Genomic DNA, 25,601 nt, shown 5'->3' with positions numbered 1-25,601 from the left:
CGGGGCTGGCGTGAATCAGCGGGCCAGTTTCAACGCCACGCGTTCGAGGCTTTGCGCCGGTCGACTCGAACAGGGCTTTTCGTACTCGGCGAAGATCGATTCCACCACTTCCTGGGATCGCACGGCCAGCACCGAAAGCAGCGTGTCGCTCAGGCCATGGCTGTCTTCGCAGCAACCCTGGAGGAAGATCCCCGCTTCGCTGCCCATGCGCAGTGGCAGGCGATAGTTGCGGTCAACGTTCGAACCCTGGATGTATTCTTCAAGCCCGGCCAGCAGTTCCAGGTGATAGTCGCGGCGGTAACCGGTCGCCAGAACCACGACGTCGAAGGACTCGCTGTGCATCTGGTCATGCGGTGCGTCGCGCAGGAACAGCTCGACGCTGCCCGCGCTGACTTCTGCGTGGGCCACTTCACGGTTGGTCAGCAACCGGTGACGCTGCTCGCCACGCACCTTCTGCTGGTACATGCGCTGGAAAATGGTTTCGATCAGGTCAGCATCGACTACCGAGTAGTTGGTGTTGCGGAACTCGGCGAACAGCGCATCGCGACGTTCTTCGCTGTGGTTGAAGATGGTGTCGGTGAACGCCGGGTTGAAGATCTGATTGACAAAGGGGCTGTCATCGGATGGCTTCAATGCACTGCCACGAATCACCAGGCTGGCTTCGACGTTGTCGAAACGGCTGGCCAGGTCCTCGAAGATTTCCGCCGCGCTCTGCCCGCCGCCGACCACCGCCACACGCACCGGGCCGGGACGGTTGGTCAGCAGCTTTTCGATGCCGCCGCGGTAGCCCGCCGAATGCAGGATGCGCGGATCGCTCAAGCCGTCGAACGCCTCCGGCGCCTGAGGAATACCGCCGATCCCGAACACCAGATTGCGCGCGCGACGACGGGAAATACCACCACCTGGACCACGGGACAGCACGTCGACGGCGACGAAGCGACCGTCCTGGAAATGCGGCTCGACCGAGATTACTTCCTCCCCGTAATGGGCTTGCTCATTGAAGTGCGAGGCGGCCCAGGTCAGGTAATCGGTGTACTCCTCGCGGGTGGGGAAGAACGTCTTGAGGTTGATGAAGTCCTGCAGACGCCCGCGCTCCTTGAGGTAGTTGACGAAGGTGAAACGGCTCGCCGGATTGCGCTGGGTCACCAGATCCTTGAGGAAGGAAATCTGCATGGTGGAACCGTCGATCAGCATGCCTTCGTGCCAGTTGAACGCTGGCTTCTTCTCGAGGAAACACACTTGAGGCGCCAGACCGTTGCGCAATGCATGCTCCTGGGTGGCGATGGCCAGTGCCAGGTTCGACGGGCCGAAACCGATGCCGATGTAGTCGTAGACGAGTTCCATGCTTCCCTCTCGTTAGGAGCGATGCGCGATCAGTTCCAGCGGGGTTGTGACCAGTGTCACAGGCGCTTGGGGGCAGTTCACGCGCATCGAAAATGAGTAAGACTGATTATCATTACAAAGACGCCTGAGCCTTCCGGCTGTTTAGTCTTGTGCGATGAAAAACTTACAAAGCCTTTACGTTTTTCAGCTGATATGCGCCGCCGATCTCCTCCACCGCGTCGCGGCTGGCGTTGTCGCGACGATCGCCCTGCAGCTCGCTGAGCTGTCCGGATTCCATCTTCACCAGACGATCGGCCAGATCGAAATACTGGTCGTCGTGGCTGATGGCGAATACGGTGACGCCTGCCTTCTTGAACATCGGCAACAGCTCGCGGTAGAAGAACCGACGGAACAATGGGTCCTGATCGGCCGCCCACTCATCGAGCAGCAGGATGTCGCGCTTCTCCAGCAACGCCAGCAGCAGCGCCAGACGCTTGCGCTGACCCTGTGAGAAACGTGTATCGAGCAGATGACCGTCGCCGATCTGCACCTTGTGCTTCATGTGCAACTGGTCGAGCCAGTGATCGATGTGCGCCGTATCAGCGTTGTCACCGTTTTCACCCAGCAGTTGCGAAAACAGATGGAAGTCGGTGAACACGCTGGCGAACAGGTGACGATAGGCGAGCCAGTCGTCAGAGCCGATCACCTGACCATCGATCAGGATCGCACCTGCCGAGGGGCGATACAGGCCACTCAACAGCCGCGCCAGGCTGGACTTGCCGCTGCCGTTGCCACCCATGAGAAATACGGTTTCTCCACGCCGCAGGGTCAGGCTGACAGGGCCGACATCGAAGCCCGGTTCATCCCCCTGCGGCGGGTAGTGATACTCGACGTCGCGCAGTTCGAGCGTCTGCCAATGACCGACGATGTGGCTTGGCGCGACCTCGAAGCTGTCGTGATGCTCGGCCAGCGCCAGCGATTCGACTTTATCCAGCGCGACTCGCCCGGAGATCTGCGCAGGGATCGCGGCCACCGCCAGCACCAGTGGCGTGCGCATGAACAGCACGGTCAGCGCGTAGGTCGCTGCCACTTCGGTGGGCGCCCAACCCAGGCCGTTGGCCAGATAAAAAGCCAGGCCGATGGTACCCAGGACCATGATGTTGGCCCAGTTGCTCGCCAGCCCGTGGTAGCGGTCAGCCAGGGTGAAATGCTCGCGATAACGCAGCGCGGCCGTGTCGAAGGTTTCTTCGTACAGACGACGGGCGCGGTCGCGGTTGAGGGTCAGTTCCTTGCGACCGTCGATCACACCCTGATAGCTCTGGTACAGCTTGTCCTCGGATTCACGCAGGGCGCGGATGTGCGCGTTGAGTTTGCCCACCAGCAACCAGCCGACGCCAAGGGTGAAGGTCATCCAGCACAGGGTGGTGACGAACAGCGACGGCGACAACCAGGCCAGATAACTGAACGCAGCCACGCTGAGCACGGTGCCGTAGATCAGGTCCGGCAGCTGCACGAAAGCCATGGTCACGGCACGAATGTCGCTGGACAGGCTGGCGAAGATCTTCGCCCCGCCAATGGATTCGATGCGCTCGATATTGGTATCCAGCAGGCGCTTGACCATCACCCGGCGCAGGCCGTAAACGAACCGATGGCCCAGAGCGGTCAGCGAAAGCGAGGCCCCGGAGGCCAGCGCCAGCAGCAACACCAGCATCAGGCCGAACTGCCACAACGCGGTGCCCAGACCGTCGTGGGTGCTGATCATGCGCTGGTTGACGAAGGCAATCACGCCCACGCTCAACAGGCCGCTGCTGATGCTCAGCAGCAGGACCATCGCGAGCGGCCAGCGGTATTGCTGGAAGACCAGACGAACTAATTTCATGGATGACTCCGGGCAGTGAAAGCTAAAAACAAAGGGGTAAACGACGACGTCTAGATCTCGCCCAACCGCTGGCGGCAGTGAGAGAGGGTGTCGCGCAGCAGGAAGTTGACCATCGTCGGCGAGGTGCCAATGACCTTGGCGACATCGCGCTGGGTATAGCCCTGGATCTGGCTGAGGTTGAACACGATGCGCATGCGCTTGGGCAGCTCGTTGAGGGCACCGACCAGCTGATCGAGCGACTCGCGCCCGGCCAGGACACGCTCGGGCGAAACATCGAAACGCGGCTGCTCTTCCAGCTCGGCTTCGGCGCCATGGTTGCGCTCCAGGCGCTGACGACGCAGACGGTCGATGGCCAGGTTGCGCACCACACGAAACATGTAGCGCCCGGGCTCGATGGAGGCCAGGTCGCTTTCGAGCATTTTCACGAAAGCGTCCTGCACCACATCTTCGGCGCGGGCACGGCAGCCGAGGAATTTCGCAGCCAGGCGCAGCAACCCTTCCCGATGGGTGTTGTAGGTGCCCATCAGTGCGTCAAGACGTGGATCGACCGATGCGCAAACCCCGCTGACACAGGTGGAGCGAAGCCGTGTGGGCTGGCTCATTGCAGGACGAAAATCCATCTTGTTCGACATCCCTGGTAACAAAGGAACGCGAAGAATAACGCAAACGATTCTCATTGCAATGTAAGAAATTTTACCGATTGGTGAAACTTTCGTTATATGGGTGAGGTCGTTTCGTAAGCCGACGGATGGCGGCTAAGTAGTGGCATAACCGCTACAAGCCTCTGATTTATAAGATTTTAATTAGCTTGACGACTTGAATACTGATTTTGAAATTCAGGGTGGGAAAGAATTGTCCCTTGCCAAAAGAACGTGTCTGAGCCGATATAAATCAACGCTGTCCTGAGACCTGCGTCGCATTATCAGTCGAACTCGCCGGACCTGTCGGAGTGAGAAACAGACACTTCCTACCTCATCAATCTCAGCTCCAGATACTGCAGCAACATGATGGTTTTACCATCGGCAATCTCGCCGTTTTCGACCATCGCAATGGCTGTTTCGAAACTCAATTCCAGGACCTCGATGTCCTCGCCCTCCTCTTCCAGACCACCGCCGCCACTAACACGGTCGTGGGACTGATATTCCCCGATGAAGAAGTGAATGCGCTCGGTCACCGAGCCGGGGCTCATGAATGCATCGAAAATTTTCTTCACCGAGCGCACCACATAACCGGTCTCTTCCTCGGCCTCCAGGCGAATGCGTTCTTCAGGGCTGGCATTGTCGAGCAGACCTGCGGCGGCCTCGATCAGGTAGCCGCTATGGCCGTTGACGAATGCCGGCATGCGGAACTGGCGGGTCAGCACCACGGTGCGCCGTTCAAGGTTGTATAGCAGGATGGTTGCGCCGTTGCCCCGGTCATATACCTCGCGGTCTTGCGACTGCCAGCTGCCATCGCGACGCTGCAGCTCGAAGCTGTATTTCTTCAGCACGTACCAGTTATCGGAGAGGGTCTGTTCGGCGGTGATGCGGATCGGTGTCGGGGGCATGAAGGGTCCTGAGCGCAGGGTCATCGGTTGGCAGAAACGCCAATACCCTAGCAGGACAGTACAAGCACGGCGAGCCTGAATCGAACCCTCGATCTGAACCTTCCGGGCGCTCAAGGCTCAGTTGTTCAGGCCCCTTTCCGACGTCTTGAACAGGATCTGCCAATGGGCGGCTACGCAGCCACGACCACATCCGCCATCCGCATCGAGCGCGAATTGAGCCTGCGTGCAGTGCTGACCGGCGCCGTGCTGGGCATCCTGCTGACCCCATCCAATGTCTACGCGGGCCTCAAGATCGGCTGGTCGTTCAACATGTCGATCATCGCGCTGCTGGTGGGTTTCGGCATTTGGCAGAGCCTGGCACGACGCAACAGCCGTCAGCCGGCGTGGACCCTGCACGAAAGCAACATCAACCAGACGGTGGCATCGGCGGCCGCGTCGATCATTTCGGGAGGGCTGGTCGCGCCGATCCCCGCCTACACCTTGCTGACCGGCCAACAGCTGGACCCCATACCGATGATGGCCTGGGTTTTTTCCGTGAGTTTTCTGGGCATCTGGATCGCCTGGTATCTGCGACCTACATTGCTCAACGATCATGGCCTGAAATTTCCCGAAGGCATGGCGACACTGGAAACCCTGCAACACATTTACCATCACGGCCAAGAGGCAGTGGTCAGAATCAAAGTCTTGTTCAGTGCCGCGCTGCTTTCAGGGTTGGTGAAATGGGTCGACGGTTTCGTCTGGGCGATTGCGCGCTGGGCGCCGACGGCCACGCTGGAACGCCTGACCTTCACCCTGGACCCGTCACTGTTGCTGATCGGCTTTGGCGGCATCATCGGCATCCGGGTCGGGCTGACGCTGATCCTCGGTGCGCTACTGGCCTGGGGCGCTCTGGCGCCGTGGCTGATCAGCGAAGGCTGGGTGGTGCTGGCGCCAGACGCCAACGGCCCGCAATTCGCCAAGCTGGTGGAATGGCTGCTATGGCCGGGGGTGAGCCTGATGGTGTGCTCCACCCTGAGCGCGCTAGGCATCCGCCTCTTCAAATCCCCCAAGCACGCATCGAAACCGAAGACGCCCCGCGCCCGTGCGCCGTTCTCCCTCGGGCCCGCACTGGGGCTTCTGCTGTCCATCGCACTGGTGGTCGGCCTGCAAGCCGCATTGTTCGGCATCGACGTATGGATGGCGTTATTGAGCATTCCGTTAGCGATCTGCCTGGCAGTGGTGGCCGCGCGGGTGGTCGGTGCGACCGGCATCGCGCCGATTGGCGCCATCGGCAAGCTGTCGCAACTGACTTTCGGCCTTATCGCGCCGGGCCAGGTGCCAATCAATCTGATGAGCGCCAATACCGCAGGTGGAGCCGCCGGGCAATCCACCGACCTAATGAATGACTTCAAGGTCGGCCTGGCAATTGGCGCGACCCCGAAAAAACAAGTCATCGCTCAATGCATCGGGATTTCCATCGGTAGCGTAGTTGGTGTGCTGGTTTATCTGGCGCTGATCCCAGACCCGCAGCACATGCTGCTCACCGAACAATGGCCGGCCCCCGCCGTCGCTACCTGGAAGGCCGTCGCCCAGACGCTGACCCACGGCCTGGAGTCGCTGTCACCGCAGATTCGCTGGGCAATTTTCATTGGAGGTTTCGTCGGGTTGGTGCTGGGAGCGCTGGACAGCCTGCTGCCGCAGCGGATGGCGCGCTGGCTGCCGAGCACCGCAGCCCTTGGCCTGGCATTCGTGCTCCCCGCTTCGACCTCGATGATGATGGGACTGGGCGCGGTACTGACCTGGATCGTCAGCCGCCGCTGGCCCAGCGTTACCGAACGGTTCGCGATCACCGCAGCGGCCGGATTGATTGCCGGTGAGAGCATCACCGGCGTGGGTGCGTCGTTCTGGGAGATGTTGAAGAATTTCTAGATTCGAGCCCATGTATCGCCCCTAACACAAACATCGCAGGCATATCAAAGGCTTGGACTATCGATTGTGTCGATAGCCAACATACTCAACAACGCCGTTCATTTTGACCGTGCAGACCGCGATCATGGCGACATTGACTACCCGAACAAGGATTTCCAATGTCCATCAACATGTCCATTCTGCTGATGCTGATCGTCTCGTTTTCCATTGCGCTGGCGGGTGTCGGGCAGTTCTAGGCCCGCGTCAGACATGATTTCCTGTGGGAGGGAGCTTGCTCGCGAAGGCGGTTGGTCAGGTGACGAAGAGGCATCTGACACCCGGCTTTGGCGAGCAAACTCCCTCCCACAAAGTCATTCAGCGGCCATCAGATCGGCACCCGCTGCGACACAATCACTCGTGAAACTCAGCCACGGTCTCTTTGCTCCCCACAAAGAAACTGTCAGCCACAATGCGCAGCGGCTGCAGATCGAGATCGCTCTGTTTGTCAGCGATCAACTGCGCGAAATGTTTGTACATCGCCGGGTATTCGCCCTCTTCTGACACCCCTTGCGTCACCCCATCGATACTGACCTGGGCGCCGCCCGAATCCAGCCGCATCATGCCTTCGTCGGTGTGCAATTCGATGCGCCAGAGCTCGTTGTCGCTGTGGTCGAAATCCAGCTCGGCAACGACCTGCACCTGTTCACCCGAACGCATTTGCATGGATGCGGCAATCGGCGACTGACAGTTGCTCGGCACGCTCAATTCGGCAGACTGAACGAACAACTTGCCTGGCAGCAGATCGGTGACAATGGACAACGCATTGATCCCCGGATCGAACACGCCCAACCCGCCCGCCTGCCAGATCCACGCCTGCCCCGGGTGCCATTTGCGCACCTGTTCTTTCCACTCGACACGCACCTGCTTCAGCGCCTTGCCTTGGAGCCACGCTTTGGCATTGGTCACGCCGGGTGCGAAACGCGAATGCCAGGCGAACAGCCCGCTGATCCCGGCCTTCTGCACTTCATCGATCAGCGACATTGCCTCGCCAAGGGTCGAGCACGGTGGCTTCTCTACCAGCACGTGCTTGCCAGCTTCCAGGGCCTGCTGAACCAAGGCGAAACGCCCTTGCGGCGGGGTGCAGAAGGCAATCGCGTCGACCTGCGGGCCATGGGCGAGCAACTCGGCCAGCGAGCTGAAGTTGTCGACGCCGGGGCATGGCTGGCCAAGGGTGGCGACAGACACCAGCTCGAACTGCGGGTTGGCGCGGATCGCCGGCACATGCTGGTCCTGCGCGATCTTGCCGTAACCCACCAGCCCTAAACGAATCGGATGCATCGATGACTCCTGTGATGTTGTCGTTGTTATGTACAGGCACGGCCGTCACGGGCGGTGCCTTGAAGGCGAATCAATGAAGCGGCGCCGCGACCTCCTGCTGGTACTCGCGGGGCGTGCAGCCGAATTCTCGGCGAAACACGGTGTGCAGGTATTGAGCGGATTTGAAGCCGCAATTCTGTGCGATGTCGGCGATGGCCGAATCAGTCTTTTCCAGCCGTGATGCTGCGGCCGCCAGTTTGAAGCGCAGGATTTCGTCATGCACGCTGCAGCCGCGCTCCTTGCGGAAGTGCGACTCCAGAGACGAGCGCGAAACCCCGACATACCCCGCGACTTGCGCAGTCTTGATGCCCTGGCACGCGTACTGACGAATGAAGTGCAGCGCCTGCATCACGTAAGGATTGCCCAGCGGCTGATGCAGACTGGAGGCCTGTACGTTGATCGCCTCGGGGGGCACCAGTATCTGCTGGGTCGTCGAGGGCATGCCGTGCAGCATCTGATGCAATAAGGCTGCGGCGGTGCGCCCCATGCTTTGCGTGCCCTGAATCACCGAACTCAAAGGCACGCGGGTCAGGGTTCGGGTCAGCGGGTCGTTGTCGATGCCGATCAGCGCCACTTGCTCCGGCACCGCGATCCCGGCCGTGAGGCAGGCCTGCAACAGCTGCCGGGCGCGCGCGTCGCTGACGGCAATGATGCCGATGGGTTTGGGCAGGCTTTGCAGCCAGGCGATCTGCTGCTCCACGGCGCTGTCCCAGAGTGGTGCGCTGGTGCTCAGCCCGCGATAGATCTCACCCTGCAGGCCGTCGCGCTGCAACAAACGGCGAAAGGCCGTTTCACGTTCCTGCGCCCAGCGATTGCTCTGCGCTTCCGGCAAACTGAAGCAGGCAAAACGCGTGAGCCCGGCCTCGATCAGGTGCTCGTAGGCCAGCTTTATCAGGGCAAAGTTGTCGGTTGCGACATAGGGGATGTTCTTCGGGTAGTCGCGTTCATCCTCATAGGAGCCGCCCACCGCCACCACCGGCAACTTGCTTGCGGCCAGCGCTTCGCCAATCAGCGGGTCGTCGAAATCGGCAATGATGCCGTCGCCCTGCCAGCGCTCGATACCTTTGAGCCGGCACAAAAAATCCTCCTCAAGGAACAGATCCCAGGATGCGCGCGTGCTACTGAGGTAATTGCCAATGCCAGTGATGATGCCGCGATCGTAGATCTTGCCGCCATTGAACAGCAGCGCAATTCGATGCACGGGCGGGACGGTTTTCATTGTTTTCTCCCGAACCGGTGAAACCGGTCGGCACAGACTAGGCCTGCGCGAGAGGAATCTCAATACTCAAAATCGAACACCGAGTTGGTGATTTTCATAATTTTCTTGGGGTGGGCCGTTGCTAGTATCGGAACAGATTCAGCTCCCCCCAGAACAACAAGGAAAACACCGATGCCCTGCTTCCCCGAGATCGACAGGATTCGCTACGAGGGCCCGAACAGCGATTCCCCCCTCGCCTTTCGCCATTACGACGCCAACAAAATCATCCTCGGCAAGCCGATGCGCGAGCACCTGCGCATGGCCGCCTGTTACTGGCACACGTTCGTCTGGCCGGGCGCCGACATGTTTGGCGTCGGCACCTTCAAGCGCCCGTGGATCAAGCCGGGCGATGCCATGGAACTGGCGCGCTTCAAAGCCGATGCCGCGTTCGAGTTCTTCTCCAAGCTGGGCATCGACTACTACAGCTTTCACGACACCGACGTGGCGCCTGAAGGGGCGAGCCTGAAAGAGTACAGCCACAACTTCGCGCAAATGGTCGATGAGCTCGAACGCCATCAGGAACAGAGCGGCATCCAGTTGCTCTGGGGCACCGCCAACTGTTTCAGCAATCCGCGCTTTGCCGCAGGCGCGGCGAGCAACCCGGACCCGGAAGTCTTCGCCTATGCGGCGACTCAGGTGTTCAGCGCCATGAACGCCACCAAACGCTTGAACGGCGCCAACTACGTGCTGTGGGGCGGTCGCGAAGGTTACGAGACGCTGCTCAATACCGACCTCAAACGTGAGCGCGAACAGCTCGGGCGCTTCATGCGCATGGTCGTCGAGCACAAACACAGGATTGGATTCGCGGGCGATCTGCTGATCGAGCCCAAGCCTCAGGAGCCGACCAAGCACCAGTACGATTACGACAGCGCCACGGTGTTCGGCTTCCTCCACCAGTTCGGTCTGGAGAAGGAGATCAAGGTCAATATCGAGGCCAACCACGCGACCCTCGCCGGGCACAGTTTCCATCACGAGATCGCCACGGCGGCGTCCCTCGGCATCTTCGGCAGCATCGACGCCAACCGTGGCGATCCGCAGAACGGCTGGGACACCGACCAGTTTCCCAACAGCGTCGAAGAGATGACCCTGGCCACCTATGAAATTCTCAAGGCTGGCGGCTTCAAGAGCGGCGGTTTCAACTTCGACTCCAAGGTCCGTCGTCAAAGCCTCGATGAAATCGACCTGTTCTACGGCCATGTCGCGGCCATGGATGTCCTGGCGCTCGCCCTCGAACGTGCGGCAGCGATGATCGAAAACGACCAGCTTCAGCAGTTCAAGGATCAACGCTACGCAGGGTGGGACAAGCCGTTCGGACGCTCCGTGCTGTCCGGTGATTTCACCCTGGAATCTCTGGCGCAGCACGCGATGAACCATGAACTCAACCCGCAGGCGGTCAGCGGGCGTCAGGAGATGCTCGAAGGCGTGGTGAACAGATTCATCTATCGATGACCCGAAACCGGCGCCGCGATCCTGCGAAATATGGCGGTTACATTCTCGCGACAATTCGTTGCTCGCGGCGCCCGGCGACTCACTACAGTTCTACCGGCAACACGTACACGCTCAGGAAGTGCCCCCAAACAAAAATAAAAGGACGCACCACAATGAAAAACCTGAAACGCACCTTGCTCGCCAGTGCCCTGGCGCTCCTCAGCCTCCCTGTCATGGCGGATTCGGCCCATCCTAAAATCGGTTTCTCCATCGATGACCTGCGCCTGGAACGCTGGTCCCGCGACCGCGACTACTTCGTCGCTGCGGCCGAAAAAATGGACGCCAAGGTCTTCGTCCAGTCGGCGGATGCCAACGAACAGAAGCAGATTTCCCAGATCGAAAACCTGATTTCCCGTGGCGTCGACGTGATCGTCATCGTGCCGTTCAACGCCACCGTGCTGACCAACGCCGTGGCCGAAGCCAAGAAGGCCGGGATCAAAGTGGTCTCCTATGACCGGTTGATCCTCAACGCCGACATCGACGCCTACATCTCCTTCGATAACGAGAAGGTCGGCGAGATGCAGGCATCGGGCGTATTGAAGGCGCAGCCCAAGGGCAATTACTTCCTGCTGGGCGGTGCGCCAACCGACAACAACGCCAAGGTGCTGCGCGAAGGCCAGATGAAAGTGCTACAGCCGGCCATCGACAAGGGCGACATCAAGATTGTCGGCCAGCAGTGGGTCAAGGAATGGAACCCGACCGAGGCGCTGAGCATCGTCGAGAACGCCCTGACCAAGAACAGCAACAAGATCGACGGCATCGTTGCCTCCAACGACGCCACCGCCGGTGGTGCTATTCAGGCCCTGGCCGCACAGAAACTGGCTGGCAAGGTGCCGATCTCCGGGCAGGACGCCGACCTTGCGGCGGTCAAGCGCGTGATCGACGGCACGCAGACCATGACTGTCTACAAGCCGCTGAAACTGATCGCCTCGGAAGCCGCCAAGCTCTCGGTGCAACTGGCACGTAACGAGAAACCGGCGTTCAGCTCGCAGTACGACAATGGCACCAAGAAAGTCGACACCATCCTCCTGACCCCAACCCCGCTGACCAAAGACAACATCGACCTGCTGGAAAAGGATGGGTTCTACACCAAGGATCAGATCGCCGGAAAGTAACGGCTTTCGTCCTGACACCGCGCCGTGGCGCGGCCAACCCGGCCCTGTGGGAGGGAGCTTGCTCGCGAATGCTGTACTTCAACCGCTGAAGAGGTGGTGGGTGTACCGGCCGGTTCGCGAGCAAGCTCTTTCCCACAGGTTGATCGCCGTCTGAATAGGCCAGCGATCAACCCAGGGTTGCCGTGCGTGCGGAGTGGTCTTGAATCCTTGTGTCGAGTAACTCGCAAATGTCTGATTACCTGCTGCAAATGAACGGCATCGTCAAATCCTTTGGCGGTGTCAAAGCCCTGAACGGCATCGATATCAAGGTCCGGCCCGGGGAATGCGTCGGGCTGTGCGGCGAGAACGGGGCCGGCAAATCGACCCTGATGAAAGTGCTGTCGGCGGTCTATCCGTACGGCACTTGGGATGGCGAAATCCTCTGGGACGGCCAGCCGCTCAAGGCGCAGTCCATCAGCGAAACCGAAGCCGCCGGGATCGTCATCATCCATCAGGAACTGACCCTCGTCCCCGACCTGTCGGTGGCAGAAAACATCTTCATGGGCCACGAGCTGACCCTGCCCGGCGGGCGCATGAATTACCCGGCAATGATCCATCGCGCCGAAGCGCTGATGCGCGAATTGAAAGTGCCGGACATGAACGTTTCGCTCCCTGTTTCCCAGTACGGCGGCGGCTATCAGCAACTGGTGGAAATCGCCAAGGCCCTGAACAAGCAGGCGCGACTGTTGATCCTCGACGAGCCCTCCTCGGCATTGACCCGCTCGGAAATCGACGTGCTGCTGGACATCATCCGCGACCTAAAGGCCAAGGGCGTCGCCTGCGTCTACATCTCCCACAAACTGGATGAAGTGGCGGCGGTCTGCGACACCATTTCGGTGATCCGCGACGGCAAACACATCGCGACCACGGCCATGGCCGACATGGACATCCCGAAGATCATCACCCAGATGGTCGGGCGCGAAATGAGCAACCTCTACCCCACCGAGCCCCACGACGTCGGCGAGGTGATCTTCGAGGCCCGGCGCTTCACCTGTTTCGATGTCGACAACCCCAAACGCAAACGCGTCGACGATATTTCCTTCACCCTCAAGCGCGGCGAGATTCTCGGCATTGCCGGGCTGGTTGGCGCCGGTCGCACGGAGCTGGTCTCGGCACTGTTCGGTTCCTATCCCGGTCGCTACGAAGGTGAAGTCTGGCTGGAGGGCAAGCAGATCGATACGCGCACGCCGCTGAAATCCATTCGAGCCGGGCTGTGCATGGTCCCCGAAGACCGCAAGCGTCAAGGCATCATTCCCGACCTTGGTGTCGGCCAGAACATCACCCTGGCGGTGCTCGACAGTTTCTCGAACCTGACCCGCATCGACGCCGAGAAGGAACTGGGCAGCATCGACAAGGAAATCGCGCGCATGCACCTGAAGACCGCAAGCCCGTTTCTGCCGATCACCAGTCTTTCCGGGGGCAATCAGCAAAAAGCCGTGCTGGCGAAAATGCTCCTGACTCAACCCCGTGTACTGATCCTCGATGAGCCCACACGAGGCGTGGATGTCGGCGCCAAATACGAGATCTACAAGCTGATGGGCGCACTGGCGGCAAATGGCGTGTCGATCATCATGGTCTCGTCGGAACTGGCCGAAGTGCTCGGCGTTTCCGATCGTGTGCTGGTGATCGGCGAAGGTCAGTTGCGCGGCGACTTCGTCAATCAGGATCTGACCCAGGAGCAGGTGCTCGCCGCTGCGCTCAGCCAAAACCAAGGACATAACAATAATGATCGGCCAGAAGTCGTGGGGAGAAGCGCGTAAATGAATCAGGTCAAACAACTCTTCACCCGCTACAAGATGCTCGCGCTGGTCATCGCCATCGCGTTCATCTGGCTGTTCTTCAGTTGGCAGACCGAGGGTGGCTTCCTCACCCCGCGCAACCTGTCGAACCTGCTGCGGCAGATGTCGATCACCGGAATTCTTGCCTGCGGCATGGTGCTGGTGATCATCAGCGGCGAGATCGATCTGTCCGTGGGTTCGTTGCTCGGCTTGCTCGGCGGGGTCGCGGCGATTCTCGACGTGGTGTACCACGTGCCGCTGCCAGTGAACCTGGCGGTCGTGGCGCTGTGCGGGCTGTTGATCGGTCTCGCCAACGGCTGCATGACCGCTTACTTGCGCATTCCCTCCTTTATTGTCGGCCTTGGCGGGATGCTGGCGTTTCGCGGGATCTTGCTGGGCATCACCGGCGGCACCACCATCGCGCCGGTCTCCCCGCAACTGGTCTATGTCGGTCAGGGTTATCTGCCACCGTTGGCAGGCGTAACGCTTGGCGTTCTGCTGTTCGCCCTGACCCTGTTCCTCACCTGGCGTCAGCGCCACAATCGCGCGTTGCATGGCCTGGCCGCGCACTCGCTGGTGCGGGATGTGTTGCGCGTGGTCGCCATCGGCGCGGTGCTGGCCGGGTTCGTCTACACCCTCAACAGCTACGACGGCATTCCGGTGCCGGTCCTGCTGCTGTTGGTGTTGCTCGGCGTGTTCAGCTACATCACCAGCCAGACCGTGTTCGGCCGCCGCATCTATTCGGTGGGCAGCAACATGGAAGCCACGCGGCTGTCGGGCATTAACGTGCAGGCAGTCAAATTATGGATCTTCGGCATCATGGGCGTGATGTGCGCCTTGGCGGGTCTGGTCAACACCGCGCGTCTTGCAGCGGGATCACCTTCGGCCGGCAACATGGGCGAACTCGACGCCATCGCCGCCTGCTTCATCGGCGGCACTTCGATGCGCGGCGGTTCGGGTACCGTTTATGGTGCACTGCTCGGCGCGCTGGTCATCACCAGCCTGGACAACGGCATGTCCATGCTCGACGTCGACAGCTACTGGCAGATGATCGTCAAAGGCAGCATTCTGGTGCTGGCGGTGTGGGTGGATGTGAGTACGCGCACCGGACGGCGATAACAGAGGGGCACACTGCCGAATCCCGATGCGCGTTATCTTCCTTGCCCTGCTGCTGTTCTGCCTGAACAGCAGCGCCATAGCCGAACCCGCCTCCTGCCCGGCAGGCGAAAAACTCATCTGCCTCAACGGCTGCATCTGCCTTCCCGACGTCGGACAGATCCTCGGCAGCGGCATGCCCACCGAAATCACACAGGTTGCGGGCCCGGCGCTGGCGCTCTGGCTCAGCCAGTCCCGCGCCGAAGCGGCCATCAGTGGCACCCAGCCGATCCCCGACGCCATCCGCGAGCAACTGCTGCGCTGGTATCCACCCAGCGTGCTCGACGCAGCTCTTTATAAGGTCGGTGACAACGGCGAACTCAGCGCCGCGAGCGCCATGATGCAAAACCCCGATATCGGCGCCGTGACGCTGGTCGACATCATCGTCTTCCGCACCGCTGAAGCAGCAGAAACCAACGTCGCCCTCTGGGCCCACGAACTCAAGCATGTGCAGCAGTATCAGGAATGGGGCGTGAATGGCTTCGCCCAGCGCTATACCCAGGATTTCAATGCGGTGGAGGCGCCGGCTTATCAGGTACAGACGGAGGTTGGACGCGTGTTGCGGGGGCTAGATCCTTGAGGCATTCGATCAGCCCAATGATGGACTGGACCGATCGACATTGCCCCCTCATCGCCCCTCCAACAACTCCCCCGCCTTATCCAGCAGACCCAACGGGTCGTCGGTCTTGTGGATGTCCACCGACAGCAATTGACGGAATTTGCGTGCGCCGGGGAAGCCGGTGCCCAGGCCGAGCACGTGGCGGGTGATGTGGTGCATGGAGCCGCCGTCGCGCAGGTGGGCTTCGACATAGGGACGTAGCTGCGCCAGCGCCTGGGCGCGGGTGATCTGTGGTTCGCTGCCGCCGAACAGTTCTCGGTCGACTTCCGCCAGCAGGTAGGGGTTGTGGTACGCCTCGCGACCGAGCATCACGCCGTCGAAGGTTTTCAGGTGCTCCTGGCATTGCTCAAGGGTCTTGATGCCGCCATTGAGGATGAACTCCAGATCGGGGAAATCCTGCTTGAGCTGCGCGGCGACTTCGTAGCGAAGTGGCGGGATATCGCGGTTTTCCTTGGGTGACAGGCCTTCGAGGATGGCGATACGGGCATGGACGGTGAAACTGGTGCAGCCCGCGTCGCGAACCGTGCCGACGAATTCACAGAGTTGCTCGTAGCTGTCGCGGCCATTGATGCCGATGCGGTGTTTGACAGTCACCGGGATCGAAACGGCATCACGCATGGCCTTCACGCAGTCGGCGACCAGTTGCGGGTGGCCCATGAGCACCGCACCGATCATGTTGTTCTGCACCCGGTCGCTCGGGCAGCCGACATTGAGGTTGACCTCGTCGTAACCTGCGGCCTGTGCCAGACGCGCACTGGCTGCGAGGTCCGCCGGGTTGCTGCCGCCCAGTTGCAGGGCCAGCGGGTGCTCGCTTTGATCGTGCCGCAGGAAGCGTTCGCTGTCGCCGTGGAGCAATGCGCCGGTGGTGACCATCTCGGTGTACAGCAGCGCGCTCTTCGACAGCAGGCGCAGGAAGAATCGGCAGTGGCGGTCAGTCCAGTCCATCATCGGCGCCACGGAAAAGCGGCGGGAAGGTTCGGTCGGCTGGCTGGCGGTACGTGGAGCGGTCATTGGCAGCATCTGGGCGGTCAGGCGGGTCAGGCGTAATGGGCGCGCAGTTTATCAGTTCAGGCGATCAAGCTGTAGGCGCCCGGTCATGTAACGCAATGTCACTGTCGCGAAGCGGTGATACGCCAACGGTCCGATTAAATAGTGGCGTAGAGGCATCATTTTTCAATGCTGCTCGTACTGTTTCTGGAATGAGAAAAATTCTGATTTTCTTGTGCGCATTTGCTACAGCGCGAACATCGGACACGTATTCAACCTGCCCCGTTATAAATTGCTCCATGGATCCAACCCGCGTCCCAGACGGGTATTCCGAAAGTCAGGCTTTTAAGATGACGAGAGGAAAACAACTTAGACGGCACGATAAAGTTCCAAACCTCCTGTGACAAACACATACTTTGCGCCTGACCGTATTAGCAAGAGCCTCGAGTTAGAAAATATCTAAATAGGAAGCATTGTTGACACCAGCATTTAAACAACTGGCCACCAAAGCTTTAAAAAAAATCCCGACAACATTAAAACTTAAACACCCCATATATAAAATTGAGCACCACCCAAACGGATAGCACACCCCCGCCCCGCCACACACCAACGATTACAGGGGCTTAGGCCTAATCACGGACATATTAAATTGACGCCATGGTTTTGCCCCAGCCTTCATTGAGGCTCTATTGAACCAACTAAAAAACCGAACGGAATTTGACGCCAATAAAAATAATTAATTTATTTTTAGTTAAGTAGTGGCAAAGAGGAATTATTCATATATAACAAGTACCAACTTTGTGTCACCGACCTTACAAACATGACGTATTCACGAGCTTTGTGTGTCTTGTTCTTGCAACTGTGCGTGACAGCCCCGCTGTTTGCACAACCGAGCGTGAACACTTCCGCCACGGTTGACCAACAGCGCACGCTCAACCGCCGTGATGTCGGCGGCATTGTCATCGGCCAGACCATGACCATGGCCGGCCGTACGTTTTACGACAGTTTTGCCAGCGCCTGGCGCGACAAGGACGAGGACGGCACGTTCACCGTCGCCATCAGCGAACGTCCGACCGCACGTCTTGGCAGCCAGGTGTTCGTCGACTACGGCAATCGCCGTCTGTTTTCGATGTTCCTGCCGCCCAACCGCACCTTGATCCCTGCGATCGGTGCAGATGCCGCCGCGCAGGTCTACCAGGCGATTCTCGATTACCAACTCGCACAATTTTTCGGCGACCCGGACCTGGGGCGCGACGAACTATGAAAGGTATGGATATGCAGCGGATGTCTCTGGTCGTAGTCAGCCTGGCACTGGTGTCCGGCGCATTTGTCAGCGCCCAAGCCAGCGAACTGGCCTACGTGCCCAACAACCCCTCGTTCGGTGGCAACCCACTCAACGGTCCCGTGCTGTTGAACCAGGCCCAGGCGCAGAACCACTTCACCGAAAAATCGTCGTCCTCGGCCTCTGGCCAGACCGCGCTGACCCAGTTCAACAGCATGTTGCAGAGCGCGATTCTCAGCCGGGTGTCTTCGGCGGTGACCTCAAGCATCGTCGGCCCCAATGGCCAGTTGGTACCGGGGATCGTGGAAACCACCGACTTCCGCATCTCGATCACCAACCTTCAGGGCGGCCTGCTGCAGATTGTCACCACCGACAAGAACACCGGGCAGACCACCCAGTTTCAAGTGAATCAACCGTAAGACCTGCCGTAGAAAAGTTCGCGACACCCCAAACCCGAAGCATAAAAACTGAAAAAGGAAGCTCATGATGCACGCACGTAAATCCCTTCTGTCTATCGCTGTTCTGGTTGCACTGTCTGGCGCTGCAATGGCTGACAACAGTACCGTCAATACCACTCAGGACGGCTCCAGCAACAGCTTGAACGTCGACCAGCAAGGCGCGACCGGTTCGATCGTCAACGTCAACCAGAAAGGCGGCCAGAACAACGCCGGCACCCAGGCTTCCGGTCGTTTCGCCGGTACCCCGATCAGCCAGACCGCGACTTCCAGCACCCTGAACATCAATCAGGGCGGCTACTACAACAACGCCGCTGCCAAGCAGTCCGGCAACAACAACAGCGGCGCGATCAACCAGACCGGCGGCAGCTACACCCTCGGCCAGTCGGCAACTCTGGATCAATCGTCGGCGTACAACACCGCGACCATCGGCCAGGACACCAACACCCGTACCAGCGCCAGCATCACTCAGGGCAACGGTAACAACAACACCGCGACCACCTCGCAATCGGGCAACAACACCATCGTCGGCGCGACCCTCACCCAGTCGGGCAACTACAACCTGGGCGGTATCTCGCAACAGGGCAACCAGGGCAACGTGACCGCTGGCCTGAGCCAGACCGGCAACTCCAACACCGGTAACGTTTCGCAGCAGAACAGCCGCATCTACACGTCTGCCAACCTGACCCAGAACGGCAACAACAACCTGGGCAACGTTCAGCAGACCAGCGCCACCAACAGCTCTGCCACCGCAGCCCAGCGCGGGGACTACAACACCGCCGGTCTGTACCAGAGCGGTGACTCGCATTACGCCAACGTTCAGCAACGTGGCGACAACAACTATGCGTCCAGCACCCAGACTGGCAACTACAACGAAGAAACCCTGTTGCAGACCGGCAACAGCAACCGCGCGACCGTCAGCCAGACTGGCTCAAGCTCGGGCTTTCTCAGCGCTGCCAACGTGGTCGGCGTAACTCAATCGGGCAACAACATGGTCGCCAACGTCAGCCAGTCTGGCGGTGGCGGCAACGTCGCAACTGTCTACCAACACTAAGATGTCTTACCCCGCCGGGCCACCGGCGGGGTTTTCTTTGTAGGAAGAAAAAGAATGCGCGTCCGTTCGTTAACATTGATTGTCTCTGCCGTAATGCTAATTGCCGGCTGTGCCACTTCGCGTCCTGCTGCGACCATTTCCAAGGCCACGCTCTCGCCACCTACACAGAGCCTGCGTGACCTGACCCACCTGCCCGCTCCGGCAGGCCCCATAAGCGTTGCGGTGTACGGGCTGCGAGACCAGACCGGTCAATACAAACCGTCGCCGGACAGCTCGTTTTCAACGTCGGTGACACAGGGCGCCGCGTCGCTGCTGATCACCGCACTGCGTGATTCGCGCTGGTTTAAACCGGTGGAACGCGAAAACCTGCAAGACCTGCTCACCGAGCGCAAGATCATCCGCGCCCTGGAGCAACCGCAAGACCAGGCTCAGGTCCAACTGCCCGCCCTGCGTCCTGCCAACATGATCATCGAAGGCGCCATCGTCGCCTATGAAAGCAACGTCAGAACCGGCGGCATCGGTGTGCGCTACCTGGGCATTGGACCTTCGGAGCTGTACCGCCAGGACCAGGTGACCGTGAACCTGCGCGCCATCGACATCCGCACCGGCGACATCATCCAGAGCATTACCACCACCAAGACCGTGTTCTCGATTCAGGTGGACTTCGGCATCTTCAAGTTCGTTTCGCTCAAGCATCTGCTGGAAGTGGAAACGGGCTTGTCGCGTAACGAGCCGGTGCAGCAATGCGTGCGCGAAGCCATCGAAACCGCGTTGATCCACATGATTGCCCAAGGTGCCCGCGAGGGTAGCTGGAACCTGAAGAACCCTGACGATCTGAACAAGCCGTTGTTGCAGAGCTATCTGAAGAGCTACGACGAGCAAATGACCACCCTGCCAATGGCCGAAGCCGATAGAGAGCTGCTGCCGACTGGAGACAAGAATGTCACGCAGAAATAACGGATATCCATGGGTCGCCGCAGCTTTGTTGCTCGGCAGCACCCTGTGCCAGGCAGCCGATCTGGTGCGCGAGGAACGCTACTCCGACATCACCGTCGGCAACAGCGTGTCGACGATTTCGCAGATCGGTTCGAACAACCGGACCCGGGTCGATCAGAGCGGCGCGACACAACGCATCAACCAGAGCCAGTCCGGCAATCGCAACCAGGCCGTGATCAATCAAAGCGGTGCGAATAACGCCATCACCGCGCAGCAGAGCGGCTCGGACAACAGCGCCCAGGTCAATCAGTCAGGCAACAACAACCAGACCGGCGTCGCCCAGCACGGCACCGACAACTCGGCCAACGTGGTGCAGAACGGCGCCTACAATCAGGCATTCGTGGGGCAGTACGGGCAGTCCAACCAGGCGAGCGTCAATCAGGCGGGGTTCGGCGGCACCGTCTCGGTCACTCAGTACGGCGATAACATGAAAGCCAGCGCGACCCAGAGGTAAAACCGATGATGGATTTTTCGCAACTGGCGGTATCGATCGACAGCCAGCGCAATGGCGCGATGGTGATGATCCGTCCGCACATCGAGAACCCGGAGCCGCTGACGCTGCAGTACCGCATGACGGTCAGCCAGAGCAGTGTGCACGGGACTTCGAGCATCAATCAGCAGGGCGACGTTCAGAGTGGAGTGCCGGCCAACAGCGTGAGCATCAGCTTGCCGTCCGGTGCGAAATGCCAGGTGCATCTGCAGTTGTTCCAGCAGAACGCTCTGGTGAAGGAGATAGACAGCGATTGCAGCGGTGCAAGCGGCGAGTGACGGATAAATCTGCAGCCATAAAAAAACCCGCCGAAGCGGGTCGTTTTTCAGTTCAACACCATTCCAACTTCCTGTCGGCAGCGCTCCGCGCCATGGCTGATCATCCTTGATCGCTGAAGCGGTTCCGTTGCTTCAGTTGATGGATCCAAGTTAACCCGCCAATGTTTCAGTTCATAGAGCGACTTCGCCTGACGCGCTGTAAGCCTTTGGCTATATCGCACATCAGCTTTCAAACGCCGACGCGACAGCCCGCGCCCATACCGTGACTGCAAACGCCCCCGGATCGATGTGCCCCAACGCACGATTACCGAGGTAGGACGAACGCCCTTTGCTCGCAAGCATATTGCGTGTGGATTCGGCCCCGAATTCTGCGGCGATGGCGACCTGCGTGGCTGCCTCCAGCGCGCTGGCGTCAGAGGTCTGCCTGGCAAGGTCAGCCGCTGCCGGAATCAATGCATCGAGCATGGTCCTGTCCCCCGCACTGGCGCCGCCAAGCCGGGCCATGCCATCGCACCCCGCCTGAAACGCCTCGGCCCAGGCCGCAATCGAATCAGGCTCTGCGTGAGCCGAAAGCCTGACACCCGCGCGCAGCACGAACACTGCGTACAGCGGCCCCGAAGTGCCGCCCAGCACGCGACGCAATACCGCCGACAGCTGCTGCAGCGCAACACCCGGTCGGTCAAGGGCCAGCGTATCGAGCGCTTCGTCGATGGCCCGCGCGCCACGGGCGAGGCTGATGCCGATATCGCCGTCGCCCACCACCGAATCCAGCTCGGTCAACACCTCTTCGTTATCCTGCAAGGCTCGGCTGATCGCCTGAAGGACGCGCCTGAGTACCTGCGCATTGGGTTGCGCCCACTCGGTGCCCTGAGTGGAGTGATTCTCGGCGGTGGCGACCGCAGGTACTCTGGCAACGTCCAGGGCGGGAGTGCTCATGCCGGGCCAGGCACCGGCATCGGTCGGCGCGTGGAGCCGCGCGAGCATCGAATCGTCGATGCGCATGACCGACAGCGAGCATCCCGGCATCTCCAGAGCGGTGAGAAAAGTGCCGACCATCACAGCTTCAACGTTCAAACCACGGCTGGCGAAGCCTGATAGCGCCTCACCCGCGACGATGTCCAGCTCCTGAACCGCGGTGCCGCCCAGGTTATTGACCATTAGTGCGATCCGCTCACCGGCCTTCAAGTCGCCCTGTTCGACGATCCGCTCCAGCAACACCCTGACCATTTCGCCCGCCCGCTGGACATGGCCACGACGCACACCGCTTTCGCCATGGATGCCCAAGCCGTATTCCACTTCATCGTCGGCAAGAGTGAAACCCGGCTTTCCGGCAGCGGGCACGGTGCAAGCGCCGAGGGCCAGCCCCATGCTGAACAGCCCCGCCGCCGCTCTCTGGGCTTCGGCCTTGACCTGCTTGAGAGACAATCCCGCTTCAGCCGCCGCGCCGGCCACCTTATGAATGAACACGGTCCCGGCAATCCCGCGACGGCCTACCCGGCCGCCATCATCATCCAGTGCCACATCGTCGCCGACCACCAGCATGTCTACGTCGACACCGGCGGCCCGTGCGATCTCGGCGGCCAACCCGAAGTTGAGACGATCACCGGTATAGTTCTTGACGATCAGCAGCACGCTCCCGGGACCGGCGACGGTCATGATCGCGCTGAGCACTGCGTCGACACTGGGCGAGGTAAATACAGGCCCGGCCACTGCGGCGGTGAGCATGCCGCTGCCGACATAACCGCCATGTGCAGGTTCGTGACCGGCACCGCCGCCAGAGATGAGACTGACCTTGCAGTCGGCCTTGAGCGTATGAAAATCCCGGCGAACGACGATGTTTTCCCCTTCCAGCAACGCCAGCCGCTGATCGGCCAGCACTACCCCCTGCAGCATGTCGTCGACGACGCGCAGCGGGTCATTGATCAGTTTCTTCATGGTGATGGTCCCTCTCGCCTGAATCGGTCCTCAGCACAATAGACGAAGGCGCCGGGAACAACCTGTCGCATCCACGCTCCAACCAGTCTGGATCGAGTATCCGCCCTCCTCGGGAACCGACAACCATGAGCCCGGACTGACCTGCAAAAAAGGTCATGTCGTGCCGGGTCATGGCTGACGCACAGGTCAGCTGTTTGCGCAAACGCAGGCCCTCTAAATCAGTGCATGCGCAGCGGTTTACGCCCTTGAGTGACCGGCGGCGCTCGGGTAATGTCATCAAACCCACAGGACAGAGCACGCTCATGACTTCCAAGCTGGAACAACTCAAAAAGATCACCACCGTCGTTGCCGATACCGGCGATTTCGCTGCCATTGAAAAGCTCAAGCCGGTTGATGCCACGACCAACCCTTCCCTGTTGCTCAAGGCCGCGTCGAGCGACAGCAACGCAGACCGTCTGAAAGAAGCGTTCAGCGGCGCGAACAACGACATCGGACTGGCGAGCGACCGTTTCGCCGTGGCCATCGGTCAGGAAATTCTGAAAGTGGTGCCGGGCCGCGTTTCCACTGAAGTGGACGCCCGCATTTCTTTCGACACCAACGCCTGCATCACACGTGCAGAGCGCCTGGTCGAGCTGTACGAGAAGGCCGGCATTGGCCGCGATCGCATCCTGATCAAGCTGGCCTCGACCTGGGAAGGCATCCGCGCCGCCGAGCAGCTGGAAAAGAAAGGCATTCAGTGCAACCTGACCCTGCTGTTCTCCTTCGCTCAGGCGCAGGCCTGTGCCGACGCTGGCGTGTTCCTGATTTCGCCGTTCGTGGGCCGCATCTACGACTGGTACAAGAAGGCTGAAGGCAAAGATTTCGTCGGTGCCGAAGATCCTGGCGTGAAGTCGGTCACTCGCATCTACAATTACTACAAGGCCAATGACTACAAAACCGTGGTCATGGGCGCAAGCTTCCGTAACTTGAGCCAGATCGAAGAGTTGGCCGGCTGCGACCGCCTGACCATCAGCCCTGATCTGCTGCACAAGCTGTCCGAGGACACCGGCACGCTGGTGCAGAAGCTCAAGCCGGGCACTGGCGGTGAGCCGCGTCAAACGTTGAACGAAAGCGAGTTCCGCTGGGCGTCCAACGAGGATGCGATGGCGACCGAGAAGCTGGCTGAAGGTATTCGTCAGTTTGCTCGCGATCAGGAGAAGCTTGAGGCGTTGCTGCGCGCCAAGGCTTAAGACTTCGGGCTATACGAAAAGGGCGGCATCCTTGATGGGTGCTGCTTTTTTTTGTCTGTGTGGCGGGGCACGGCTAGGGCTTTATGTGTCTGTGAGGGTGTGGTCAGCCAAGATTCTGCCTAACGGCAGAAACGTTTCGCCTCCGGCGAGTTACTTGATAAGACCCCAAGTAACCAAGTGTCCTGGCTCCTGGTTGGGCCCTCGTTCCTCGGGTTCCCTCACTTCGGCGACGCTCCGTGGGCCCGCCGCCTGCGTTCAGCCTGCACCCAAGTCGCGATTGGTGGCGTCTGAACTGACGCGCGCTTAGAAGCAAGATCAACAGCGAACACGGCTGTCCGTCTTGACGCAATTTTTGTGGGAGACGCCGGAGGTCACGACGGCAGCGAGGCGGTGGATCAGTTATGAAGTTGTCTACTGACCCACCGCTACCGCGGCTGTCGCACAACTTCAGCGTCTCCCATCGGGTTCCGTGTACAGCTGGAAATCTGGATACGCCAAGTAATAGCGGCGCGGCTGATAGGGCTCTGGCTAACGCCAGACCTGTTTCGCCTCCGGCGAGTTACTTGGAAAAGCACCCCAAGTAACCAAGGGTGCTTGCTCCTGGTTGGGCCCTCGTTCCTCGGGCATGCCGCTCGGCCCACTCCACGTCACCTACGTTCGGCCTGCACCCAAGTCGCGATTGGTGTCGTCTGGGACATCGCGCACTTAGAAGCAAGATCAAGATCAACAGCGAACACGGCTGTCCGTCTTGACGCAATTCCTGTGGGAGACGCCGGAGGTCACGACGGTACAGGCCGCGATTCGGACGAGGCGGTGGGTCAGTTGCAGATGAGCCGCCTGACCTACCCCAACCGTCCGAGCGCGGCCCGGGCTGTCGCACAACTTCCACAGGGCTCCGTGTGCAGCTGGAAATCTGGATACGCCACGTAATAGCGGCGCGGCTGATACGGCTCTGGCTAACGCCAGACCTGTTTCGCCTTCGGCGAGTTACTTGATAAGACCCCAAGTAACCAAGGGTCCTGGCTCCTGGTTTGGTTCCTCCTTCGTCGGAATACCCTCACTCCGGCGACGCTCCGTGGGCCCGCCGCCATCCGCCATCCATGGCGGGGGGCGGCTCTCGCGGCATCCATGCCGCTCGGCCCACTCCACGTCACCTACGTTCGGCCTGCACCCAAGTCGCGATTGGTGTCGTCTGGGACATCGCGCACTTAGAAGCAAGATCAAGATCAACACCAAACACAGCTGTCCGTCTTGACGCAATTCCTGTGGGAGACGCCGGAGGTCACGACGGTACGGGCCGCGATTCGGACGATGGCGGTGGGTCTGGTGGCTCATCTGCTAACTGATCCACCGCTTCGCTGCCCGTACCGTCGTGACCTCCGGCGTCTCCCACAGGGATTGGTGTTCAGCTCTAAAATCTCGGCTCGACAC

21 protein-coding genes are annotated in these 25,601 nt (G+C 60.1%); 13 read left to right on the top strand and 8 right to left on the bottom strand.

The genetic code is table 11. The annotated features are described in order from the left end of the window. Window positions 1–15 precede the first annotated feature (15 nt). The 4 genes from BWR59_RS31065 to BWR59_RS31050 form a co-directional block, all read right to left on the bottom strand. On the bottom strand, window positions 16–1,344 hold the full coding sequence (locus BWR59_RS31065; RefSeq protein ID WP_081569496.1) for a lysine N(6)-hydroxylase/L-ornithine N(5)-oxygenase family protein: 1,329 nt from the start codon (window positions 1,342–1,344) through the stop codon (window positions 16–18). A gap of 163 nt (window positions 1,345–1,507) precedes the next feature. Continuing rightward, entirely contained in the window at window positions 1,508–3,202 is a 1,695-nt protein-coding gene (locus BWR59_RS31060; RefSeq protein WP_081569495.1) for a multidrug ABC transporter permease/ATP-binding protein, read from the bottom strand. Between the two features lie 50 nt (window positions 3,203–3,252). Next, a complete protein-coding gene (locus BWR59_RS31055) occupies window positions 3,253–3,804 on the bottom strand; it encodes a sigma-70 family RNA polymerase sigma factor (protein WP_168184563.1) in 552 nt (183 codons plus the stop codon). Window positions 3,805–4,169: 365 nt separating this feature from the next. Next, on the bottom strand, window positions 4,170–4,748 hold the full coding sequence (locus BWR59_RS31050; protein ID WP_081569493.1) for an NUDIX domain-containing protein: 579 nt from the start codon (window positions 4,746–4,748) through the stop codon (window positions 4,170–4,172). Between the two features lie 162 nt (window positions 4,749–4,910). On the opposite strand from BWR59_RS31050, the gene BWR59_RS31045 reads away from it, so the two are divergent. Then, the gene (locus BWR59_RS31045; protein ID WP_081569492.1) at window positions 4,911–6,656 is read left to right on the top strand and encodes an OPT family oligopeptide transporter; all 1,746 of its coding nucleotides are present in this window, start codon (window positions 4,911–4,913) and stop codon (window positions 6,654–6,656) included. Between the two features lie 390 nt (window positions 6,657–7,046). On the opposite strand, the gene BWR59_RS31040 is transcribed toward BWR59_RS31045, so the two are convergent. Next, complete coding sequence (locus BWR59_RS31040) at window positions 7,047–7,973, bottom strand: Gfo/Idh/MocA family oxidoreductase (protein WP_081569491.1); 927 nt, start codon at window positions 7,971–7,973, stop codon at window positions 7,047–7,049. Window positions 7,974–8,043: 70 nt separating this feature from the next. Next, window positions 8,044–9,231, bottom strand: a complete 1,188-nt coding sequence (locus BWR59_RS31035) for a XylR family transcriptional regulator (RefSeq protein ID WP_081569490.1) — start codon at window positions 9,229–9,231, stop codon at window positions 8,044–8,046. A 171-nt stretch (window positions 9,232–9,402) separates the two neighbouring features. Here BWR59_RS31035 and xylA point away from each other — a divergent pair, with 171 nt between their 5' ends. From xylA to BWR59_RS31010, 5 genes are all read left to right on the top strand, one after another. Beyond that, a complete protein-coding gene (xylA, locus tag BWR59_RS31030) occupies window positions 9,403–10,719 on the top strand; it encodes a xylose isomerase (protein ID WP_081569489.1) in 1,317 nt (438 codons plus the stop codon). A 152-nt stretch (window positions 10,720–10,871) separates the two neighbouring features. Beyond that, window positions 10,872–11,873: a D-xylose ABC transporter substrate-binding protein gene (xylF, locus tag BWR59_RS31025; RefSeq protein ID WP_081569488.1), complete on the top strand. Its 1,002-nt coding sequence runs from the start codon at window positions 10,872–10,874 to the stop codon at window positions 11,871–11,873. A gap of 227 nt (window positions 11,874–12,100) precedes the next feature. Next, entirely contained in the window at window positions 12,101–13,672 is a 1,572-nt protein-coding gene (xylG, locus tag BWR59_RS31020) for a D-xylose ABC transporter ATP-binding protein (protein WP_081569487.1), read from the top strand. After that, window positions 13,673–14,809, top strand: a complete 1,137-nt coding sequence (locus BWR59_RS31015) for a sugar ABC transporter permease (RefSeq protein WP_081569486.1) — start codon at window positions 13,673–13,675, stop codon at window positions 14,807–14,809. A 25-nt stretch (window positions 14,810–14,834) separates the two neighbouring features. Next, window positions 14,835–15,425 (top strand): DUF4157 domain-containing protein, encoded by a 591-nt coding sequence (locus BWR59_RS31010; RefSeq protein ID WP_081569485.1) that lies wholly within the window; start codon window positions 14,835–14,837, stop codon window positions 15,423–15,425. Window positions 15,426–15,473: 48 nt separating this feature from the next. Here BWR59_RS31010 and dusA read toward each other — a convergent pair whose 3' ends face one another. Then, window positions 15,474–16,475: a tRNA dihydrouridine(20/20a) synthase DusA gene (gene dusA / locus BWR59_RS31005; RefSeq protein ID WP_168184562.1), complete on the bottom strand. Its 1,002-nt coding sequence runs from the start codon at window positions 16,473–16,475 to the stop codon at window positions 15,474–15,476. A gap of 871 nt (window positions 16,476–17,346) precedes the next feature. Here dusA and BWR59_RS31000 point away from each other — a divergent pair. The 6 genes from BWR59_RS31000 (at window position 17,347) to csgH (ending at window position 21,006) form a co-directional block, all read left to right on the top strand. After that, complete coding sequence (locus BWR59_RS31000; protein WP_168184561.1) at window positions 17,347–17,715, top strand: CsgE family curli-type amyloid fiber assembly protein; 369 nt, start codon at window positions 17,347–17,349, stop codon at window positions 17,713–17,715. A gap of 20 nt (window positions 17,716–17,735) precedes the next feature. Then, window positions 17,736–18,152, top strand: coding sequence for a curli assembly protein CsgF (locus BWR59_RS30995; protein WP_230982125.1), 417 nt, complete (start codon window positions 17,736–17,738; stop codon window positions 18,150–18,152). Window positions 18,153–18,216: 64 nt separating this feature from the next. After that, a complete protein-coding gene (locus tag BWR59_RS30990) occupies window positions 18,217–19,242 on the top strand; it encodes a hypothetical protein (protein WP_081569481.1) in 1,026 nt (341 codons plus the stop codon). A gap of 54 nt (window positions 19,243–19,296) precedes the next feature. After that, window positions 19,297–20,199 (top strand): CsgG/HfaB family protein, encoded by a 903-nt coding sequence (locus BWR59_RS30985; RefSeq protein WP_081569480.1) that lies wholly within the window; start codon window positions 19,297–19,299, stop codon window positions 20,197–20,199. After that, a complete protein-coding gene (locus BWR59_RS30980; RefSeq protein WP_081569479.1) occupies window positions 20,183–20,692 on the top strand; it encodes a curlin-associated protein in 510 nt (169 codons plus the stop codon). Before BWR59_RS30985 ends, BWR59_RS30980 begins: the two co-directional genes overlap by 17 nt. Before the next feature lie 5 nt (window positions 20,693–20,697). Then, window positions 20,698–21,006 (top strand): curli-like amyloid fiber formation chaperone CsgH, encoded by a 309-nt coding sequence (gene csgH / locus BWR59_RS30975; RefSeq protein ID WP_081569478.1) that lies wholly within the window; start codon window positions 20,698–20,700, stop codon window positions 21,004–21,006. Between the two features lie 222 nt (window positions 21,007–21,228). Here the strand turns inward: csgH and dhaL are convergent, their stop codons facing one another. Next, window positions 21,229–22,941: a dihydroxyacetone kinase subunit DhaL gene (dhaL, locus tag BWR59_RS30970; RefSeq protein ID WP_081569477.1), complete on the bottom strand. Its 1,713-nt coding sequence runs from the start codon at window positions 22,939–22,941 to the stop codon at window positions 21,229–21,231. Window positions 22,942–23,243: 302 nt separating this feature from the next. On the opposite strand from dhaL, the gene tal reads away from it, so the two are divergent. Then, the gene (gene tal / locus BWR59_RS30965; protein WP_081569476.1) at window positions 23,244–24,170 is read left to right on the top strand and encodes a transaldolase; all 927 of its coding nucleotides are present in this window, start codon (window positions 23,244–23,246) and stop codon (window positions 24,168–24,170) included. Window positions 24,171–25,601 lie beyond the last annotated feature (1,431 nt).

This window comes from Pseudomonas sp. Bc-h, assembly GCF_002080045.1.
Taxonomy (GTDB): domain Bacteria; phylum Pseudomonadota; class Gammaproteobacteria; order Pseudomonadales; family Pseudomonadaceae; genus Aquipseudomonas.
Note: the sequence above shows the minus strand (reverse complement) of the source record. Positions and strands in the feature narration are given on the sequence as shown.

Bases quoted from the DNA above. Each gene is read 5' to 3' on its own strand.
- BWR59_RS30995 (WP_230982125.1), top strand. From the start codon at position 17,736: ATGTCTCTGGTCGTAGTCAGCCTGGCACTGGTGTCCGGCGCATTTGTC.
- xylA (WP_081569489.1), top strand. From the start codon at position 9,403: ATGCCCTGCTTCCCCGAGATCGACAGGATTCGCTACGAGGGCCCGAAC.
- BWR59_RS31015 (WP_081569486.1), top strand. From the start codon at position 13,673: ATGAATCAGGTCAAACAACTCTTCACCCGCTACAAGATGCTCGCGCTG.
- BWR59_RS31040 (WP_081569491.1), bottom strand. From the start codon at position 7,973: ATGCATCCGATTCGTTTAGGGCTGGTGGGTTACGGCAAGATCGCGCAG.
- BWR59_RS31055 (WP_168184563.1), bottom strand. From the start codon at position 3,804: ATGAGCCAGCCCACACGGCTTCGCTCCACCTGTGTCAGCGGGGTTTGC.
- BWR59_RS31050 (WP_081569493.1), bottom strand. From the start codon at position 4,748: ATGCCCCCGACACCGATCCGCATCACCGCCGAACAGACCCTCTCCGAT.
- BWR59_RS30980 (WP_081569479.1), top strand. From the start codon at position 20,183: ATGTCACGCAGAAATAACGGATATCCATGGGTCGCCGCAGCTTTGTTG.
- xylG (WP_081569487.1), top strand. From the start codon at position 12,101: ATGTCTGATTACCTGCTGCAAATGAACGGCATCGTCAAATCCTTTGGC.
- dhaL (WP_081569477.1), bottom strand. From the start codon at position 22,941: ATGAAGAAACTGATCAATGACCCGCTGCGCGTCGTCGACGACATGCTG.
- tal (WP_081569476.1), top strand. From the start codon at position 23,244: ATGACTTCCAAGCTGGAACAACTCAAAAAGATCACCACCGTCGTTGCC.
- BWR59_RS31065 (WP_081569496.1), bottom strand. From the start codon at position 1,344: ATGGAACTCGTCTACGACTACATCGGCATCGGTTTCGGCCCGTCGAAC.
- dusA (WP_168184562.1), bottom strand. From the start codon at position 16,475: ATGACCGCTCCACGTACCGCCAGCCAGCCGACCGAACCTTCCCGCCGC.
- BWR59_RS31045 (WP_081569492.1), top strand. From the start codon at position 4,911: ATGGGCGGCTACGCAGCCACGACCACATCCGCCATCCGCATCGAGCGC.
- BWR59_RS31010 (WP_081569485.1), top strand. From the start codon at position 14,835: ATGCGCGTTATCTTCCTTGCCCTGCTGCTGTTCTGCCTGAACAGCAGC.
- csgH (WP_081569478.1), top strand. From the start codon at position 20,698: ATGATGGATTTTTCGCAACTGGCGGTATCGATCGACAGCCAGCGCAAT.
- BWR59_RS31035 (WP_081569490.1), bottom strand. From the start codon at position 9,231: ATGAAAACCGTCCCGCCCGTGCATCGAATTGCGCTGCTGTTCAATGGC.
- BWR59_RS31060 (WP_081569495.1), bottom strand. From the start codon at position 3,202: ATGAAATTAGTTCGTCTGGTCTTCCAGCAATACCGCTGGCCGCTCGCG.
- BWR59_RS30990 (WP_081569481.1), top strand. From the start codon at position 18,217: ATGATGCACGCACGTAAATCCCTTCTGTCTATCGCTGTTCTGGTTGCA.
- xylF (WP_081569488.1), top strand. From the start codon at position 10,872: ATGAAAAACCTGAAACGCACCTTGCTCGCCAGTGCCCTGGCGCTCCTC.
- BWR59_RS30985 (WP_081569480.1), top strand. From the start codon at position 19,297: ATGCGCGTCCGTTCGTTAACATTGATTGTCTCTGCCGTAATGCTAATT.